Origin of the sequence: Ruminococcus sp. AF17-1AC (assembly GCF_003461385.1) — a bacterium.
Classification (GTDB): Bacteria; Bacillota; Clostridia; order Oscillospirales; family Ruminococcaceae; genus Hominimerdicola; species Hominimerdicola aceti.
Map to the genome: position 1 here is coordinate 359,483 of NZ_QTWZ01000001.1, position 15,155 is coordinate 374,637.

Genomic DNA, 15,155 nt, shown 5'->3' on the forward strand with positions numbered 1-15,155 from the left:
TCCTCCTATACTGTTATAGATATCCTAGGACGTTCAGCCTTTCATTTCGTCAACGTAAACGTTCACAGATTTAACGTTGACCCCTGCCTGCTCTGTCAGAACATAATTTACCTTGTGAATGATGCTGTCAACGATAGCTCCGACATTTATGCCGTAGTTCACAGTGATGTGCAGGTCAACGATAAGCTCGTCCCCGTCCTGACGGATTATAACGCCCTTTGTGGTGTTCTCTTTCTTTAGCATTGCAGAAACGCCCTGTTTTGCACCATAGGCGTTAAGTCCTGCCACGCCGAAACAGCTTTCGGCAGTATCCGAGATAAGCTGTCTGAGATATCCAGTGGATATACCTATAGTTCCAATGTGGTTGCGAAACTTTATCACAGAAAACAACTCCTCTTGATCGTGGCAGGATCACAAGCTTATTTCTTATGCCGCCACATAATAATTTATTTTATTATATCATAAACATTTGACTTTTGCAATAGGTTTTCGCTCTTTTGTACACCTGTCAAATTTATCCCAGAAGCCATTTTGCGGCTTCCATAGGCGTTTCGGCTATATACACCGCACCTGCCTGAGAAAGCTCCTCTCTTGTGCCGTAGCCGTAAAGCATACCGATACAATCTATACCAAGAGCTTTTGCACCAAGCACGTCATGATGCCTGTCGCCTGCCATTATCACCTGTGAGCGGTCATTAACTCCGCAGTTTTTCAAAGTGTGCACGATAACGTCCGCCTTTACGCTCCTAGAGCCGTCAAGCTCCGCACCGCCTATGTAGTCAAAATACTGCGCAAGGTGAAAATGCTCCAGTATCTTTACAGCAAAGACCTGCGGTTTAGAAGTCGCCACCGCAAGGTGAAGCCCAGCCTCTGACAGCTTTTTAAGACATTCTTCAACGCCGTCATAAACACGGTTCTCGAAAATGCCCTTGGTGGTGTAATATTCACGGTAGTATTTAACAGCCTGCTCGCATTTTTCATCATCAAAGCCGTAAAAATCCCTGAAAGAGTCTTTCAGCGGCGGGCCGAGAAACTTTGTCATCGTGCTCATCTCGGGCTCTATGCCGAACTTTTTCAGTGCGTATACAGCCGAATTTATTATGCCCTCGCCCGACTCAGTAAGCGTGCCGTCAAGGTCAAAAAGAACATATCTGTAATTTTTCATATCATTACCTCACATAATACAATATATCAATTGCTATTATAACGCAAAACAGCTTATTTGTCAAAGAAAATGGGCAATTACGCACAAAAATTCCTGCTGAAATACGGCATTTAGCTCATTGACAAAAATATTGTTATAAGTTAAAATTAAAAAGGCGGTTTGTGTCGGAAAAGCCGCCGAAAAGAAGTATTTTTCCTTTTATATGGGAAAAGAATAAATATGAATGAGGTGTTATTTTGAAACTTATTTTTGATGTTTCAGACAAGCCAAAGGCTGGTCAACTGGTAGTGTTCGCACTTCAGCAGATGTTGGCTATCCTTGCGGCGACCATCGCTGTGCCGCTTATTATCGGCAACGGTCTTACACCTGCGGCTGCAATGTTTGGTGCAGGTGTGGGAACTATAGTTTATATCTTTTTTACAAAAAGAAAAAGCCCTGTGTTCCTTGGCTCGTCCTTTGCTTTTTTAGGCTCAATGGCGGCGGCCTTTGCAGGCGGCGTTTCAATGCAGCTTGGTATGCTTGGACTTATCGTTGGCGCACTGCTTGCAGGACTTGTATATGTCGTTATCGCAATAGTAGTAAAATTTGTTGGAGTAGGCTGGCTCAATAAGCTCATGCCTGCGGTGGTAATAGGACCGACCGTTGCTATAATCGGACTTTCCCTTGCAGGAAATGCTGTTGGCGACCTGCTCAAAGGCGATGTTACAAAGCAGGTAACAGAGTATGCAGTTTCCACAGACAGCGGCACACCTGAGATTATAGAAACTGTATCCAATGTGCCTGTTGGCTCATCATATGTGGCTCTTATCTGCGGACTTATCACCCTTGCAGTGGTAATGCTTTGCTCAACATATGGCAAGAAAACACTCAGACTTATACCTTTTATAATCGGTATCCTCGCAGGCTATGCAGCTGCAGCGATCTTCACTGTTATCGGCAATATATGTGATATTGACGCTCTTAAAATAGTAGATTTCAGCGTTTTCAGCAGCTATATGCTCACAGACGGCAGCGTTTCACTGAAAACATTTGTTAGCCTGCCTGACTTTGCGTTCGTTTCAGGTCTGAAAGGTCTTAAGGAGTTCGACTTCACATATTTTGCTACTATATTTGTAGCCTATGTGCCGGTTGCACTTGTTGTTTTTGCAGAACACGTTGCTGACCATAAAAACCTTTCTTCTATTATCGACCATGACCTCCTTGAAGAGCCTGGTCTTACAAGAACGCTTCTCGGCGACGGTGTAGGTTCTATCGCAGGCGCACTGTTCGGCGGCTGTCCGAACACAACATACGGCGAGTCCGTTGCCTGCGTTGCTATCACGGGAAATGCTTCTGTTGTAACTATCTTTGCCGCAGCAATAGGCTGTATGCTCTTCTCATTCATCACTCCGCTTGTTGCGTTCGTTGATTCTATCCCTGCCTGCGTAATGGGTGGCGTTTGTATCGCTCTTTACGGCTTTATCGCAGTTTCAGGTCTTAAAATGATACAGGACGCAAACCTTGACGATAACAGAAATCTCTTTGTTGTGTCCGTTATCCTAATTGCAGGTATCGGCGGTCTGACACTCACATTTGGTGATATAACACTCACAGAAGTAGCGGCAGCACTTATCCTTGGCATTCTTACAAACGTTATGCTCTCAAAGAAAAAAAGCAATGCAGCCAAGAAATAATTATAACAAAATTGCAGAGGCGAACAGTGTTCGCACGTTACTGCACACAAAAAATGCGAATTTATAAATCATTACGAAAGGAAATGGGAAAATGGGAAACGTAAATATCATCAATCATCCGCTTGTAAAGCACAAAATAACGCTTATGCGTGACGAAAAGACCGGAACAAGAGAGTTCCGTATACTTGTGGAAGAGGTCGCAATGCTCATGGGCTATGAGGCTATGAGAGATCTTCCAACAGAGGACGTTGAGGTCAAAACACCTATCACCACAAGAAAGCTCCCTATGCTCTGCGGCAAAAAGCTTGCTATCGTGCCTATCCTGAGGGCAGGTCTTGGCATGGTAAGCGGACTTCTTGCACTTGTTCCGTCTGCAAAGGTAGGACATATCGGTCTTTATCGTGACGAGGTCACACACGAGCCACATGAGTATTACTGCAAGCTTCCTGATAGAATAAACGAGCGACTTGTTATTGTCTGCGACCCAATGCTTGCGACAGGCGGATCTGCGATACAGGCTGTTGACTTTTTGAAAGACAAGGGCTGCAAGAACATCAAGTTCATGTGCATAATCGCTGCTCCTGAGGGTCTTGACGCTCTGAGAACGGCTCACCCTGATATCGACATTTATGTAGGCAACCTTGATGAAAAGCTCAACGAGGACGCTTATATCGTTCCTGGTCTTGGCGACGCAGGTGACAGGATCTTCGGCACAAAGTAATGGTCTTATACTAATACTCGCTGCTCTGTATTTTGCAACAGAGCGGCGATTTTTTTGTTTTCTTCACTAAAAAAACTTAAAAAAATTCCTTCAATTTCAGTTGTTAAAATAATTGAAACTTATTTCCGTTGATGATATAATTCAAATGTAGAAATATAGGACAAAATAAAAAAGCAGGGCGAACTCATGTAAAAAATATATTATGAGGATACACCCTAATAAGGAGCTAAAAATGTTTGTGAAGAAAACCGGCCGATTTTTTGCGGTCACAAGCATGATCGTGTGCTGCTGTTGCACTGCAACTGTGTTTATCTCATACATAAAACGCAGTAACATACAAATGCTTTATCTTGGACCATTTTTCCTTGCGGCGGCGATAGTGTTGTATATTGCTCTGAAACGCTGTGAAAAGAAGCTTACCAAAAAGCGTGTCAGACTTATATTTGCTTTTTTCTGCTTGATTTTGCTTGCCTTGCAGATATTGTTTGTGCGTTATCTTTATTACAATTACGAAATGGTTGACCCAAAAATAACAGGGGAGTTCGCAAAACGCTTTGTCATGGGTGAAGACCTGGGGAGCATCAAAGAAAGCTACCGTATTTATGCTGCAAAATACCCTAACGCATGGGGTATGATATATTTGCAGATACCCTTTTTCGCCTTATGGAAGCTTTTCACCGGCGGCGTGAGCATCTATGCGGGGCAGACCTTTAACGTAATTCTTATTCAACTTAGCGTAATAATGACCTTTCTCACAGGGGAGAGGATATTCAAACTTAACAGCCAAAGGCTTTTTTGCGGCATTATTTCGGCACTTATGCCTGTTATGCTGCTTTATACTCCGTTTTTTCATTCTGACACAGCAGGCATGATATTTGTAAGCTGTACTCTTTATTTTCTGACCCTTGCGGTGAAAGAAAAAAACAAAACCAAAAGCGTTGTCTATGCTCTTATAGCAAGCCTTTTTATCGCACTTGGAAACACTGTCAAGGGAAGCATTGCAGTAATGCTGATTTCAGTGATGATATTTTTTGTGCTGAAAATGGGTGTAAAAAGGGGAGCTATACTGAGCCTTGCGGCTGTTATGCTGTTTATTGGTGTGTCAAAGGCGGCATACTATGGCGGTCTTGCCATGGGTATCTCTGATGAAAAAATGGTAGACAGATATCGTTTCCCTGTTACACACTGGATAATGATGAGCCTTAACAGCGAATACAAGACCCACGTTGACGAGGACGTTGACTTCACAATGTCATTTGATACATATGACGCCAAAAAGCAGGCGAATATCCGGGAAATAAAAGCCCGCCTTGAAAACATAAGCACCCCTTATGAAGTCTGCAAAATGGCTTATCACAAAGTCGCCAGAACGTGGGACAGCGGTGGTTTTTCCTATGGCAAATATCTATCACGCTCCGACCCCTCAGGTGGTTTGCGAGAGGTATTGAACAGTCGCTTGCTTGGTAGCTATGTAGACGGCTATCACAGTGCAATGCTCATAGCAATGGCGTTTGGTGCAGTTTATGCCGCTGGCAAGCGTCGCCACTCTGCTTTGTTTTTCAGCATAGTGACTCTCACGGGAGTTATACTCTTTTTCCTTATCTGGGAAAATCCACCTAGATATATCGTCACATTTATCCCCGTGATAATGCTTCTTTGCACTGCAGGAACAAGATATATCACAGCGATTATTTCACGTCTTTGTAAGCGTGTGAGTGCTTCAAAATAAGATAAAAAAGGCCTCTTATGGTTTTTCCATAAGAGGTCGATTTTTATTGTGTAACATCAAGGTAGAACGCAGGGTTCAATATATAACCCTGATAGCGTATCTCAATGTGCAGATGGTCGCCCGTTGAAAATCCGGTCGAACCCATTTTGCCGATAACGTCGCCTTTTTTCACCTCGTCGCCTATCTCTACATCTACCTCCGTGAGATGTCCGTAAAGAGTGATGAACTCGTTGCCGTGGTCGATAATAACATAGTTTCCATAACCGCCGCCGCAGCCGCAGGACTCCTCCTTGCCGTAGTCATGAGTGCAGGTGGTGTTTATCTTTATGACCTTGCCACTGCATGAAGCGTGAATAGGCGTGCCATGAGCCGCAGGAATGTCAAGACCCGTGTGATATGAGCCCCATCGTGCGCCCACGCCTGATGATACGGAGTAAGCCCCCGGAACAGGCCATGCGAAGTAGTAATCAGGCTCGGTATCTCCAAGCTTTTCGCCCTTGTCAAGGCGGTCATTTATCTCCTTGTGAAGCTCCTCAAGCTTAACATCTGCAAGTGCCATTGTGGCAGAAACTTCGTTATCTCTTGCTGTTCCGCCTGAGCCTGACGATTTCAGTATGCCGGAAAGGCTGCCCTCAAACTGCTCACGCTCCGCCTCATAGGCTTCGTTCTGCTCTCTGAGCTTTTTCTGCTTAGCTTTAAGCTCTTGCTGTGTTTTTGTACTGGAGCGGTAAAGCTGACTAAGCATATCCTTCTGCTGTGTATACTGCGTATACTGAGCGTCATACTCGGCTTTCTGCTTGTCTAGGGTCTTTTGCATATCCTCATATTCAGTTTTGAGTTTTATAAGGTTATCAATGATAGTGTCATCATGGTGTGCCACACGCTTTATAAGCTCTAATCTCATGAGTATGTCATAAAAGCTGTCTGATTCCAAAAGCATTGTGGTGTAGCTGTCCGACCCTGCGATATACATTGCCCTTAATCTTTGTTTAAAGTCCTCTATGCCCTTGTTTATCTCAGCCTGCTTCTTCTCGATATTTCGCTGATTAGTGTTTATTTGAAGCTCCAGTGCGGTCATGTAAGAGTTGAGAACGTCTATCTCTTCATTTATAGAATCTATCTTTTCTTTCAGAAGCTTCTGCTTTTTCTCGCTTTTCTCAATGTCCTCATCATATTTGTCGAGCTGTTCGTTTATTTCCGTCTGCTTTTTTGATAGCTCTCTTAGCTGTTCTGCATACTGTGTGATGTCAAAACCTGTTGACTCCTCCTGAGAATTATCGTCATTTTCTGTTTGTTCATCGCTTTGCTGACCTCCGTCAGCCACAGATTCAGTATAGCTATAGTCCTCCCCCTGCGAGCTTTCAGTGTCCGCTGAGGTTATCTTCAAAGAAGAATTGTAGCTGCTTCCTGCAATACCAGCAGTAACAGCGAATGCGATAATGAAAGTGAGAATACGTTTTAAGCTGTAAAGCCTGTTCATGAAATAAAAGACTCCTTTGGTTGTGGGGCAAGACCTTTCGTCATTGCCTGTTTATACATAATTTGACGGATTCTGAGCCACACCGTTCAATCGCACCTCAAAGTGCAGGTGGTCGCCAGTTGAATATCCTGTTGAGCCGACAATACCCAGAACGTCGCCCTTGTTGACGTGCTGACCCTGTGTTACGCTCATATACTGTGAGTGACCGTAAAGGGTCCAGTAGCCGTTGCCGTGGTCGATTATGCAGTAGTTTCCGTATCCACCGCCGCAGCCGCATGAGCCGTTCTTGCCATAATCGTGTGTGCAGGTGTTGCTGACGAGTATAACAGTACCCTCAGCGGCAGCGCATATCTTTGCGCCTCTTATTCCGGGAGACCAGATGTCGATACCCTTGTGATAAGCGCCCCAGCGCCAACCCACGCCGTAGGAAATATGATAATAACCCGGCACAGGCCATGTAAACTGGCTCTTGTCGGTATAATTGTAGTCACCGTTATTGGTAGAAGATTGACCGCTGTTAGAGGTGTTGCCGTTTGCATTAGAAGGTGAAGAATTGCCGTTATTATTCTGCTGTTGCTGCTGTTGTCTACGTTCTTCTTCCTCTCTTCTCTTACGTTCTTCCTCTTCTTTTTTCTTACGTTCCTCTTCTTCCTTCTTTTTGATCTGCTCCTGCTCCTTGTAAAGCTTCTGGAGCTGTGCCTCAAAGTCTTCCTGCTCCTTGTTTATCTGCTCCTTATTGGCTTCATAAGCCGCCTTATCTTCCTCAAGCTGGTCGATAACAGCCTGACTTTTTGCATAAAGGTCGTCAAGCTTTTTCTTCTGCTCAGTGTGATAGGCTTTTTGTTCCTCAAGGGTAGCTTTGTTAGTTTCAAGTTCAGTCTTGTTTGCTTCAAGCTCTGCTTCCTGAGATTCATACTCGCCTTTAAGCTCAACAAGTCCGTCGATCATGGTGTTGTCATGGTCAGCCACTCTCTTGACAAGCTCTATTTTCATAAGCATATCATAAAAGTCCGTCGAACCAATAAGAATATCGGTGTATGAACTATTTCCGGCAACATACATTGCTCTAAGACGTTGTTTGAAGTCAACAACGCCATTTTCTATCTCAGTTCTCTTGTTTTTTATTTTTATTTCGCTCTTTGCAATAGCCTCTTCAAGGTCGGCTATCTCAGTTTCAAGGTCAGTGATAGAATCCTCAAGGGTCAATATAGTTTCCTGAACAGTTTCTATCTGCTCTTGGATCGCTTTCTGATTTTCTTCCTCCTTGGAGATATCGTCCTTTGTGCTGTTTATCTGCTTGTCAAGATCAGCCTGCTTTTGTTCAAGCTCGCTTATTTTATCCTTGGCAGAGGATATTTTTTTCTTGTTGTTCTTTATTGCCTGACTTTCTGCAGAAGCGTTCTGTGCTGTCATGACCGGCTGTGTGCCGCCTGCAAGCATTGTCATGGAAGCGACTACGGCGATAGTGAAAGCCAATACTCGCTTCATTGTGAATATACCTGTTTTCATACTTGTCCTCCGTCTTAAAAAAGACCATTTTTACACGTTTTTATCCTTCTCTAACGCATTATCCCGCACGTTCTTTCTTTTTTATCTCATGTCAGGATATGCTTTAAACTGCAACAAAAGGCAGTCTAAAAACCCCGTTGGATCATAGCCTGCCTTATGTCTATATTTGGCAAATGTATTATACTTTAAGATGCTTGCCTGTGCTTATAGAAGTACCCACCGCACCGATAACAGCGCCTGCGATAAGATAAGATACTGCAACAGGGAGCAAAAGGGATTTGAACGAATACAAGTTCTGAACGCCGAGAATGCTCCAGAGCTTGAAGTCATCATTGAAGATGTTGTAAATTCCCTCGTAGGCAAATTTTGTGAGCAGCAGTGCGCCTGCAGCTGCAAGCAGACCGACTATCATACCCTCGATAAAGAAAGGTATCCTGATAAAGCTGTTGGTAGCGCCTACATATTTCATGATGTTGATCTCTTTACGTCTTGCGAAAACGCTCGCTCTGGTGGTATTTGAAATGATTATCAGACAAACCACAACAAGTGCCACAATGACCGCAAAGGCAACTATCGTAAATACTCTTCTGATACTGATAAGGATATCAGCAAATGCTGTAGGGGACTTTGTTGAGTCAACATTGTCAAAGGTCTCTATCTGAGTGGTTGTTTCGCTCATCTTCTCGATATCCTTGACCGTTACCTTGTAAGTATCAGGCAATGGGTTATCATCGGCATACTGGAAGAAATCCTTTTCCTCGTCTGTCATGCCCTTGAGCATATTTTTCCACGCTTCGTCCTTTGAATAAAGGCTCACTGTGTTGATATTTCCGACCTCTTTGAGCTTGTTCTCAAGGGTCTGCATATCAGCTTGACTTGTGCCGTCCTTAACGATAACGATGACCTCACTCTTGTCCTCGATACCACCGATTATTCTTGTAAGGTTAATGGAAACCAGCACCGAAGTGCCTACCATAAGCAGGGAAACGAGCAGGATACAGAAAGAAGCGAACGTCATCATTCTGTTTTTCCAAATGCCCTTGAAGCCCTGATTTATAAGATATCTAAAACTACTTGCTTTCATTGGAGCCTCCTATCACTTCGTCAAAGGCGATCTGACCTTTGTTGATGTTGATAATTCTGCCTCCGAAATAGCGCACAAGGTCGTGCTCGTGGGTAACCATAAGAATGGTAGTGCCGCACTCGTTTATGCCTTTGAGAAGCTCTACTATCTCATATGAAAGCGCAGGGTCGATATTACCTGTCGGCTCGTCGGCAATGATGAGCTGTGGGTCGTTTACAAGGGCTCTTGCAAGTGCCACACGCTGCTGCTCTCCGCCTGAAAGCTCGGTCGGATAGCTTTTCGCCTTATCGGAAAGTCCCACAAGGCTTATAACATACGGAACACGGCTTCTTATGTACTTTGCAGGAGCGTCGATCACTCTCAGCACGAACGCCACGTTCTCATAAACTGTCATTGTAGGGATAAGTCTGAAATCCTGAAAAACAACGCCGATAGTTCTGCGAAGGGCAGGTATCTTTCTTCTTCTCAGCTTTTTCAGATTGAAGCCGTTTACCATTACTGTACCGCTGGTCGCATCTATTTCTTTAAGCACCAGCTTGATAAGTGTTGATTTTCCGGCGCCTGAAGGACCTACCACGAAAGCGAAGTCGCCGTCGTTTATCTTCAGGTTTACTTTGTTCAGAGCGTCCACACCGCTTGAATAGGTAACGGACACGTCTTTAAACTCTACCAAAATTTACACCGCCTTAGTTTTACAGAGGCAAGCAAGCCTCTTTTCCGCTCGTAGGATTTAGAACTTGACAGGGTTAGCGGAGAGATATTTCTTTACCATAAGAGCTATCTTAAAGATGATAGCGTGGTCGAACTCTCTCAGGTCAAGACCCGTGAGCTTTTTGATCTTTTCAAGTCTGTACACAAGAGTATTTCTGTGAACAAACAGTTTTCTTGAAGTTTCAGAAACGTTCAGGTTGTTTTCAAAGAACTTCTGGATAGTGAAAAGTGTTTCATGATCCAGCGACTCGATAGAGCCTTTCTTGAAAACTTCCTTGAGGAATGTTTCGCAAAGTGTTGTAGGCAGGTGATAGATAAGTCTTGCGATACCAAGATTGTCATAAGAAACGATATTCTTGTCAGTATCGAACACCTTTCCTACCTCGAGAGCTATCTGTGCTTCCTTGAAGCTTCTTGCCAGATCCTTTACGCCCTCTACTACTGTTCCTATACCTACAGTGACTCTTGTATAGAATTCACTTGAAAGGGTATCGGAAATAGAACGTGCCAGCTTTTCCAGATCCTTTGACTCAACGCCGTTTGCCACTTCCTTAACAAGCACGATATCGCTCTCAGTGATGTTGAAAACGAAGTCCTTGGACTTGTCAGGGAAAAGGTTCTGGATAACATCGTAAGCTGAAACGTCATTTGTGGAGAGTATTCTGATAAGCAGCACGACTCTTGAAATGTCAGCGCTGAAATGCAACTCTCTAGCTTTAACATGAACGTCGCCCGGCAGCACGTTGTCAAGCACTACGTTCTTGATGAAATTGTTTCTGTCGTATTTTTCGTCATAATACTGCTTTATGCTGGAAAGAGTAATGGCAAGTATGCTTGCATACTTTGCTGCCACCTCGTCTGTTCCCTCAACGAAAACAGCATAGTCAGGTTTCATATGAGCACCGAATGGCTTATAGGTATAACCGTCTCTAACAAAAATGTCGTGTGAATCGCCCAGATCTAACGAAACGAATTCGTTAGTCGTTCCGACCTGTGAAAGCTCAGAGCAGGCAATGATAGTTGCGTTCTCATCTATTACGCCTATGACGCAGTCGATAGTGTCACGCATCTGATGAACAACGCTCTGAAATAATCTGTTTGACATAAGTTATTCCCCTCTACTTGCAAAAATTTTCGACCTAAGTTCTGCCATGGGCATAATTACCCCATAAGGGCAGATGTCTGCACATTGTTATTATAACAAAAAACGATATGTTTTGCAAGTGTTTTATAGTGAAAATATGCAAAAAAACTTTTATACCGCAGTTTCAAGCACTGGTCTGCGGTCTGATATATTACAAATTGTAACACATTTTGCTCTCTTATGTGTGAATTTTTTGTTAAATCACAGGTTTTCATGGTGATTTTGTACAAAAGAGGGGCGTAAAGTTCGTTTTGAGTAACCGAATTGTAATTAATAAACTTTTTGTAAATATCCTGAGCTATGTGCATAACAGCGTAGTTAAAGCGTTGCAAAGGGTAAAAAAATATGTTACAATCTATAAAAAGAAAGCTGTAAGATTTGTTATCGGGAGGTAATCAAAATGGACGTAAAAAAATATCTTGAAGCAGGAAAGATAGTATCGGTGTTCGGCATAAAGGGCGAGATAAAAGTACAGCCATGGTGTGACGGACCTGAATTTCTCTGCGGATTTGACACACTATATTATAAGAGCGGTACTCCTGTGGAGATAGAGCGTTCGAGAGTTGCAAAGAATATCGTTGTAATGAAAGTCAAGGGCGTTGACACTGTGGAGGAGGCTCAGAAGCTTCGCAACAGGGTGCTTTATATCGACCGTGACGATGTGGAGCTTGATGAGGGCTGCTATTTTGTTCAGGATCTTATAGGTCTTGAAGTGGTCGACGCTGACAGCGGTGAAAGCTACGGCAAGATAACAGACGTAAGTCAGACAGGCGCAAACGATGTTTATCACATCACTGATGAAAAGGGAAACGTAAAGCTTATCCCTGCAATACCTGAAGTGGTGGCTGAAACTGATATTGAGAACGGTATGATGAAGATAACTCCTCTGGAGGGACTTTTTGATTAATGAAGTTCTGCAAATACGAGGACTTGAAAAGGCTTGTCAGAGATTATTCTGACGGTATGTTCAGCCTGATATTTCCAAAGCTCAACAGCCGTGAAAAGTCGCTGAAATGTATCGAGAGAGTTTTTACAGCATACATAGATGAAAGCCCAAGGCTGAGAAGTCCCAGGGCTGAGGAAAAATGGCTTATAAAAAGGCTGAGAAAAGAGAGCGGATTCAACAGGCTTGCCAACACATATAAGGGCGAGGGGCTGAGTTTTATTGAGCTTGACAATATGCTCACAAGTCTGAGGGTATACTATAATAACGAGGGCAACAAGCCGAAGAAGCGCAGGTCTGCTTTGTGGAGCTTATTTGTGGTGATAATAATCGCTATTGTGGTGACTATCGGTGTTGTGCAGGGCATAGGATACTATGAAAAAAGCGGTGGCTCTGTGCAGGAAAAGCTCAACAGCAACGCTGAGAACTGGGCTTGCCAGTCTTTTGACATGATATGGAGGAATTGATTTGAACATAGATATTGCAACGCTTTTTCCTGAAATGCTTGAGAATTATCTTTCTGAAAGCGTAGTAGGCAGAGCGAGGGCTAAGAATATTTTCACGGTAACGTGTCATAATATCAGGGACTACACTCAGGACAAGCACCGCAGAGTAGACGATACCCCTTACAGCGAAAGACAGGGTATGCTCATGCAGTGCGAGCCTATTTACAACTGCTACAAGTCGGTAACAGCTGGAAAGGCAAAGCCCCACGTTATCTATATGTCCCCTCAGGGAAAAACGCTGACCCAGAAGCGTGCAAAGGAACTTTCTCGGCTTGACAGCATATTTATATTATGCGGTCATTATGAAGGAGTGGACAGCAGGGTCATTGACGAAATAGTTGATGAAGAAATATCCGTGGGGGATTATGTGCTTACCGGCGGAGAGCTTCCTGCGTTGGTGCTGGTGGACTGCGTTGTGAGAATGCTGGAGGGAACGCTTTCGCAGGCGGATTGCTATGAGGACGAGAGCCATTATAATGGTCTGCTGGAATATCCACAGTACACACGTCCTGAGGTGTGGCACGACAGGGAAGTGCCTAAAGTGCTACTATCGGGCAATCATGCTGAGATAGCGAAATGGCGCCGTGAGGAGGCTGTAAAAGCCACCTATTTGAAGCGTCCTGAGCTGTTGGAAAGAAGTCCGCTGACGGAAAAAGATTTGGCTATTATACACAAATTAGAGGAAAAAGAGGATAAAAAGTGACATTGGTTTTCAACATTTTTCACATAATTGTTAAATGAATTTGTACAAAGTGATATAATGTAAAAATCTGTGTTGTGAACATATCACAAGTTTAATTGCAAAAGTTGCAAAGTTTAGAGCATTGTGCTGAAAATTAAGGGTTTTTCGCTTGTTTGTCTAAAATTTGCGTTGACTAAGGCAGACTTGTCGAGTATAATAAATATATCAAATAACCTGAGGGTATCTTGAAAAAGTCCCTTAATTAGGGAGTTTAACAGCATTATAATGAATGGGAGAGATCAGTATGTTCGTAAAAGACGTAGTAGTACAGAATCAGGTAGGACTTCACGCACGCCCTGCAACATTTTTCATCCAGAAGGCAAATGAATTCAAGTCATCTATCTGGGTAGAGAAAGAGGAGAGAAGAGTAAACGCAAAGAGCCTTCTTGGAATCCTTTCACTTGGCATCGTAGGCGGCACAACTATCAGGATCATTGCAGACGGTCCGGATGAGGAAGCAGCAGTAAAGGGTCTTGTTGATCTTGTTGACAGCGGCTTTGCTGAGGGTGCAAGATAATCGCTCCCTGAATATAACTAAATAGAATAGTTTGATTTAAGCGGAATGTTCTGTGTGGGGCGTTCCGCTTTTTTACGTCATAAAATAGGTTCGTCCTGCGATATCCTCGACAGGACAAAAAAACACCCACAGAAAACTGTGGGTGCCAAAAAATAAAAAATTATAGGGGAGAAGCTAGTAGAAATTAATCTACAAGCTGTATATATGAAGGCTTGGGGTAAAAGCCTACATACCAAAATCAACTGCCGCTCTCGGAACTTTCCTCGGTGGGTCTTGTCCCTTGCGACAACTATATAATACCCTGCCCGTATGTACTGCGTATGAAAGTTTTGTGTTAGTTATGTGAACTTTGTTGAACAATTTTTGAAGGTGTGGTATACTATACCAAGAAGCGACGGAAGCGTCGTGAAAGTGCGTAAAATCGTGATTTGAGATTGGAGGACAGTGCTTGACACTGGTTGGGAATATGCCTAGATTTTTTGTTGACAGCGTATCGGGAGATACGATAACTATCAGAGGTAATGACGCTTATCATATCGGCAGAAGTTTGCGTATGAGAATTGGGGATATCATAACTGTTTGTGCGGACAGGGTGGAATACAGAGCAAAAATTCTGTCCATTTCTGATAAGGAAGTGGTTTGCGATGTGCTTTCTGCTGAGAAAAGCGAAAACGAGCCTACTGTGAATGTCGTGCTTTATCAGGCGCTGCCTAAGTCTGATAAAATGGATCTTATAGTGCAAAAGGCTGTAGAGCTTGGAGTATACAAGATAGTGCCTGTTATTACGGCGAGGTGCGTTTCAAGACCTGCAAAAAGCGGCTATGAAAAGCGTGTGGAGAGATACAATAAGATAGCTTTGGAAGCGGCGAAACAGTCGGGCAGGGGATATGTGCCTGAGGTGACGAATTTTATCAGCTTCGAGGAATGCCTTGATGAACTTAAAGAGTGCGACGAGAGTTTTATGTGTTACGAAAAGGGCGGCGTGAGCCTTAGCAAGACAGGTATTTCCCCTGTCAGCGAGGACGAGGAAAAGACTATTGGCTTGTTTATCGGCTGTGAGGGCGGTTTCGAGAGCCATGAGGCGGAGAGCTGCAGTCAGGCAGGGGTCACTGTGGTGAGTCTTGGACCTAGGATACTGCGGTGTGAGACAGCTCCACTGGCGGCTCTTAGCGTGATAATGAGCCTTACGGGGAATATGTAGCAGTGGGCAATTTGTCAAAGCTTACTGAGA

At 43.7% G+C, this 15,155-nt stretch carries 15 protein-coding genes; 8 read left to right on the top strand and 7 right to left on the bottom strand.

What is annotated here, in order from left to right; all coding sequences use genetic code 11:
* Positions 1 to 33 precede the first annotated feature (33 nt).
* A complete protein-coding gene (locus DWW81_RS01525; RefSeq protein WP_022288646.1) occupies positions 34 to 381 on the bottom strand; it encodes an Asp23/Gls24 family envelope stress response protein in 348 nt (115 codons plus the stop codon).
* Positions 382 to 514: 133 nt separating this feature from the next.
* Positions 515 to 1,165: an HAD family hydrolase gene (locus DWW81_RS01530; protein ID WP_117896462.1), complete on the bottom strand. Its 651-nt coding sequence runs from the start codon at positions 1,163 to 1,165 to the stop codon at positions 515 to 517.
* 236 nt (positions 1,166 to 1,401) lie between these two features.
* On the opposite strand from DWW81_RS01530, the gene DWW81_RS01535 reads away from it, so the two are divergent.
* The 3 genes from DWW81_RS01535 to DWW81_RS01545 all read left to right on the top strand — a co-directional run bounded on the left by DWW81_RS01535 (position 1,402) and on the right by DWW81_RS01545 (position 5,288).
* Complete coding sequence (locus DWW81_RS01535) at positions 1,402 to 2,838, top strand: solute carrier family 23 protein (protein WP_117896463.1); 1,437 nt, start codon at positions 1,402 to 1,404, stop codon at positions 2,836 to 2,838.
* A gap of 91 nt (positions 2,839 to 2,929) precedes the next feature.
* Positions 2,930 to 3,559, top strand: coding sequence for a uracil phosphoribosyltransferase (upp, locus tag DWW81_RS01540; protein WP_038671163.1), 630 nt, complete (start codon positions 2,930 to 2,932; stop codon positions 3,557 to 3,559).
* Between the two features lie 232 nt (positions 3,560 to 3,791).
* A complete protein-coding gene (locus DWW81_RS01545; protein WP_181982935.1) occupies positions 3,792 to 5,288 on the top strand; it encodes a glycosyltransferase family 39 protein in 1,497 nt (498 codons plus the stop codon).
* 43 nt (positions 5,289 to 5,331) lie between these two features.
* Here the strand turns inward: DWW81_RS01545 and DWW81_RS13680 are convergent, their stop codons facing one another.
* From DWW81_RS13680 to DWW81_RS01570, 5 genes are all read right to left on the bottom strand, one after another.
* Complete coding sequence (locus DWW81_RS13680; RefSeq protein WP_117896465.1) at positions 5,332 to 6,768, bottom strand: M23 family metallopeptidase; 1,437 nt, start codon at positions 6,766 to 6,768, stop codon at positions 5,332 to 5,334.
* Between the two features lie 51 nt (positions 6,769 to 6,819).
* Positions 6,820 to 8,277, bottom strand: coding sequence for a M23 family metallopeptidase (locus DWW81_RS01555; RefSeq protein WP_242989540.1), 1,458 nt, complete (start codon positions 8,275 to 8,277; stop codon positions 6,820 to 6,822).
* Positions 8,278 to 8,455: 178 nt separating this feature from the next.
* The gene (ftsX, locus tag DWW81_RS01560) at positions 8,456 to 9,361 is read right to left on the bottom strand and encodes a permease-like cell division protein FtsX (protein WP_117896466.1); all 906 of its coding nucleotides are present in this window, start codon (positions 9,359 to 9,361) and stop codon (positions 8,456 to 8,458) included.
* Positions 9,348 to 10,034 carry a cell division ATP-binding protein FtsE gene (gene ftsE, locus DWW81_RS01565; RefSeq protein WP_022288638.1) on the bottom strand — a complete coding sequence of 229 codons (687 nt, stop codon included), beginning with the start codon at positions 10,032 to 10,034 and terminating at the stop codon, positions 9,348 to 9,350. The genes ftsX and ftsE overlap by 14 nt, the downstream gene beginning before the upstream one ends.
* A 57-nt stretch (positions 10,035 to 10,091) precedes the next feature.
* Entirely contained in the window at positions 10,092 to 11,177 is a 1,086-nt protein-coding gene (locus tag DWW81_RS01570) for a helix-turn-helix domain-containing protein (protein ID WP_022288637.1), read from the bottom strand.
* 439 nt (positions 11,178 to 11,616) lie between these two features.
* On the opposite strand from DWW81_RS01570, the gene rimM reads away from it, so the two are divergent.
* The 5 genes from rimM (at position 11,617) to DWW81_RS01595 (ending at position 15,125) form a co-directional block, all read left to right on the top strand.
* The gene (gene rimM / locus DWW81_RS01575) at positions 11,617 to 12,123 is read left to right on the top strand and encodes a ribosome maturation factor RimM (protein WP_117896467.1); all 507 of its coding nucleotides are present in this window, start codon (positions 11,617 to 11,619) and stop codon (positions 12,121 to 12,123) included.
* Positions 12,123 to 12,626, top strand: a complete 504-nt coding sequence (locus DWW81_RS01580) for a hypothetical protein (RefSeq protein ID WP_117896468.1) — start codon at positions 12,123 to 12,125, stop codon at positions 12,624 to 12,626. The genes rimM and DWW81_RS01580 overlap by 1 nt, the downstream gene beginning before the upstream one ends.
* A 1-nt stretch (position 12,627) precedes the next feature.
* Positions 12,628 to 13,368: a tRNA (guanosine(37)-N1)-methyltransferase TrmD gene (gene trmD / locus DWW81_RS01585; RefSeq protein WP_117896469.1), complete on the top strand. Its 741-nt coding sequence runs from the start codon at positions 12,628 to 12,630 to the stop codon at positions 13,366 to 13,368.
* 283 nt (positions 13,369 to 13,651) lie between these two features.
* Positions 13,652 to 13,924 carry an HPr family phosphocarrier protein gene (locus DWW81_RS01590; RefSeq protein WP_022288633.1) on the top strand — a complete coding sequence of 91 codons (273 nt, stop codon included), beginning with the start codon at positions 13,652 to 13,654 and terminating at the stop codon, positions 13,922 to 13,924.
* Positions 13,925 to 14,372: 448 nt separating this feature from the next.
* Positions 14,373 to 15,125: a 16S rRNA (uracil(1498)-N(3))-methyltransferase gene (locus DWW81_RS01595; RefSeq protein WP_242989541.1), complete on the top strand. Its 753-nt coding sequence runs from the start codon at positions 14,373 to 14,375 to the stop codon at positions 15,123 to 15,125.
* The last annotated feature ends 30 nt before the right edge of the window (positions 15,126 to 15,155 follow it).

What these genes read in the sequence shown, in the direction of transcription:
- DWW81_RS01530 (WP_117896462.1), bottom strand. Translation starts at nt 1,165, where the DNA reads ATGAAAAATTACAGATATGTTCTTTTTGACCTTGACGGCACGCTTACT.
- upp (WP_038671163.1), top strand. Translation starts at nt 2,930, where the DNA reads ATGGGAAACGTAAATATCATCAATCATCCGCTTGTAAAGCACAAAATA.
- DWW81_RS01545 (WP_181982935.1), top strand. Translation starts at nt 3,792, where the DNA reads ATGTTTGTGAAGAAAACCGGCCGATTTTTTGCGGTCACAAGCATGATC.
- DWW81_RS13680 (WP_117896465.1), bottom strand. Translation starts at nt 6,768, where the DNA reads ATGAACAGGCTTTACAGCTTAAAACGTATTCTCACTTTCATTATCGCA.
- DWW81_RS01555 (WP_242989540.1), bottom strand. Translation starts at nt 8,277, where the DNA reads ATGAAAACAGGTATATTCACAATGAAGCGAGTATTGGCTTTCACTATC.
- ftsX (WP_117896466.1), bottom strand. Translation starts at nt 9,361, where the DNA reads ATGAAAGCAAGTAGTTTTAGATATCTTATAAATCAGGGCTTCAAGGGC.
- DWW81_RS01570 (WP_022288637.1), bottom strand. Translation starts at nt 11,177, where the DNA reads ATGTCAAACAGATTATTTCAGAGCGTTGTTCATCAGATGCGTGACACT.
- rimM (WP_117896467.1), top strand. Translation starts at nt 11,617, where the DNA reads ATGGACGTAAAAAAATATCTTGAAGCAGGAAAGATAGTATCGGTGTTC.
- DWW81_RS01580 (WP_117896468.1), top strand. Translation starts at nt 12,123, where the DNA reads ATGAAGTTCTGCAAATACGAGGACTTGAAAAGGCTTGTCAGAGATTAT.
- DWW81_RS01590 (WP_022288633.1), top strand. Translation starts at nt 13,652, where the DNA reads ATGTTCGTAAAAGACGTAGTAGTACAGAATCAGGTAGGACTTCACGCA.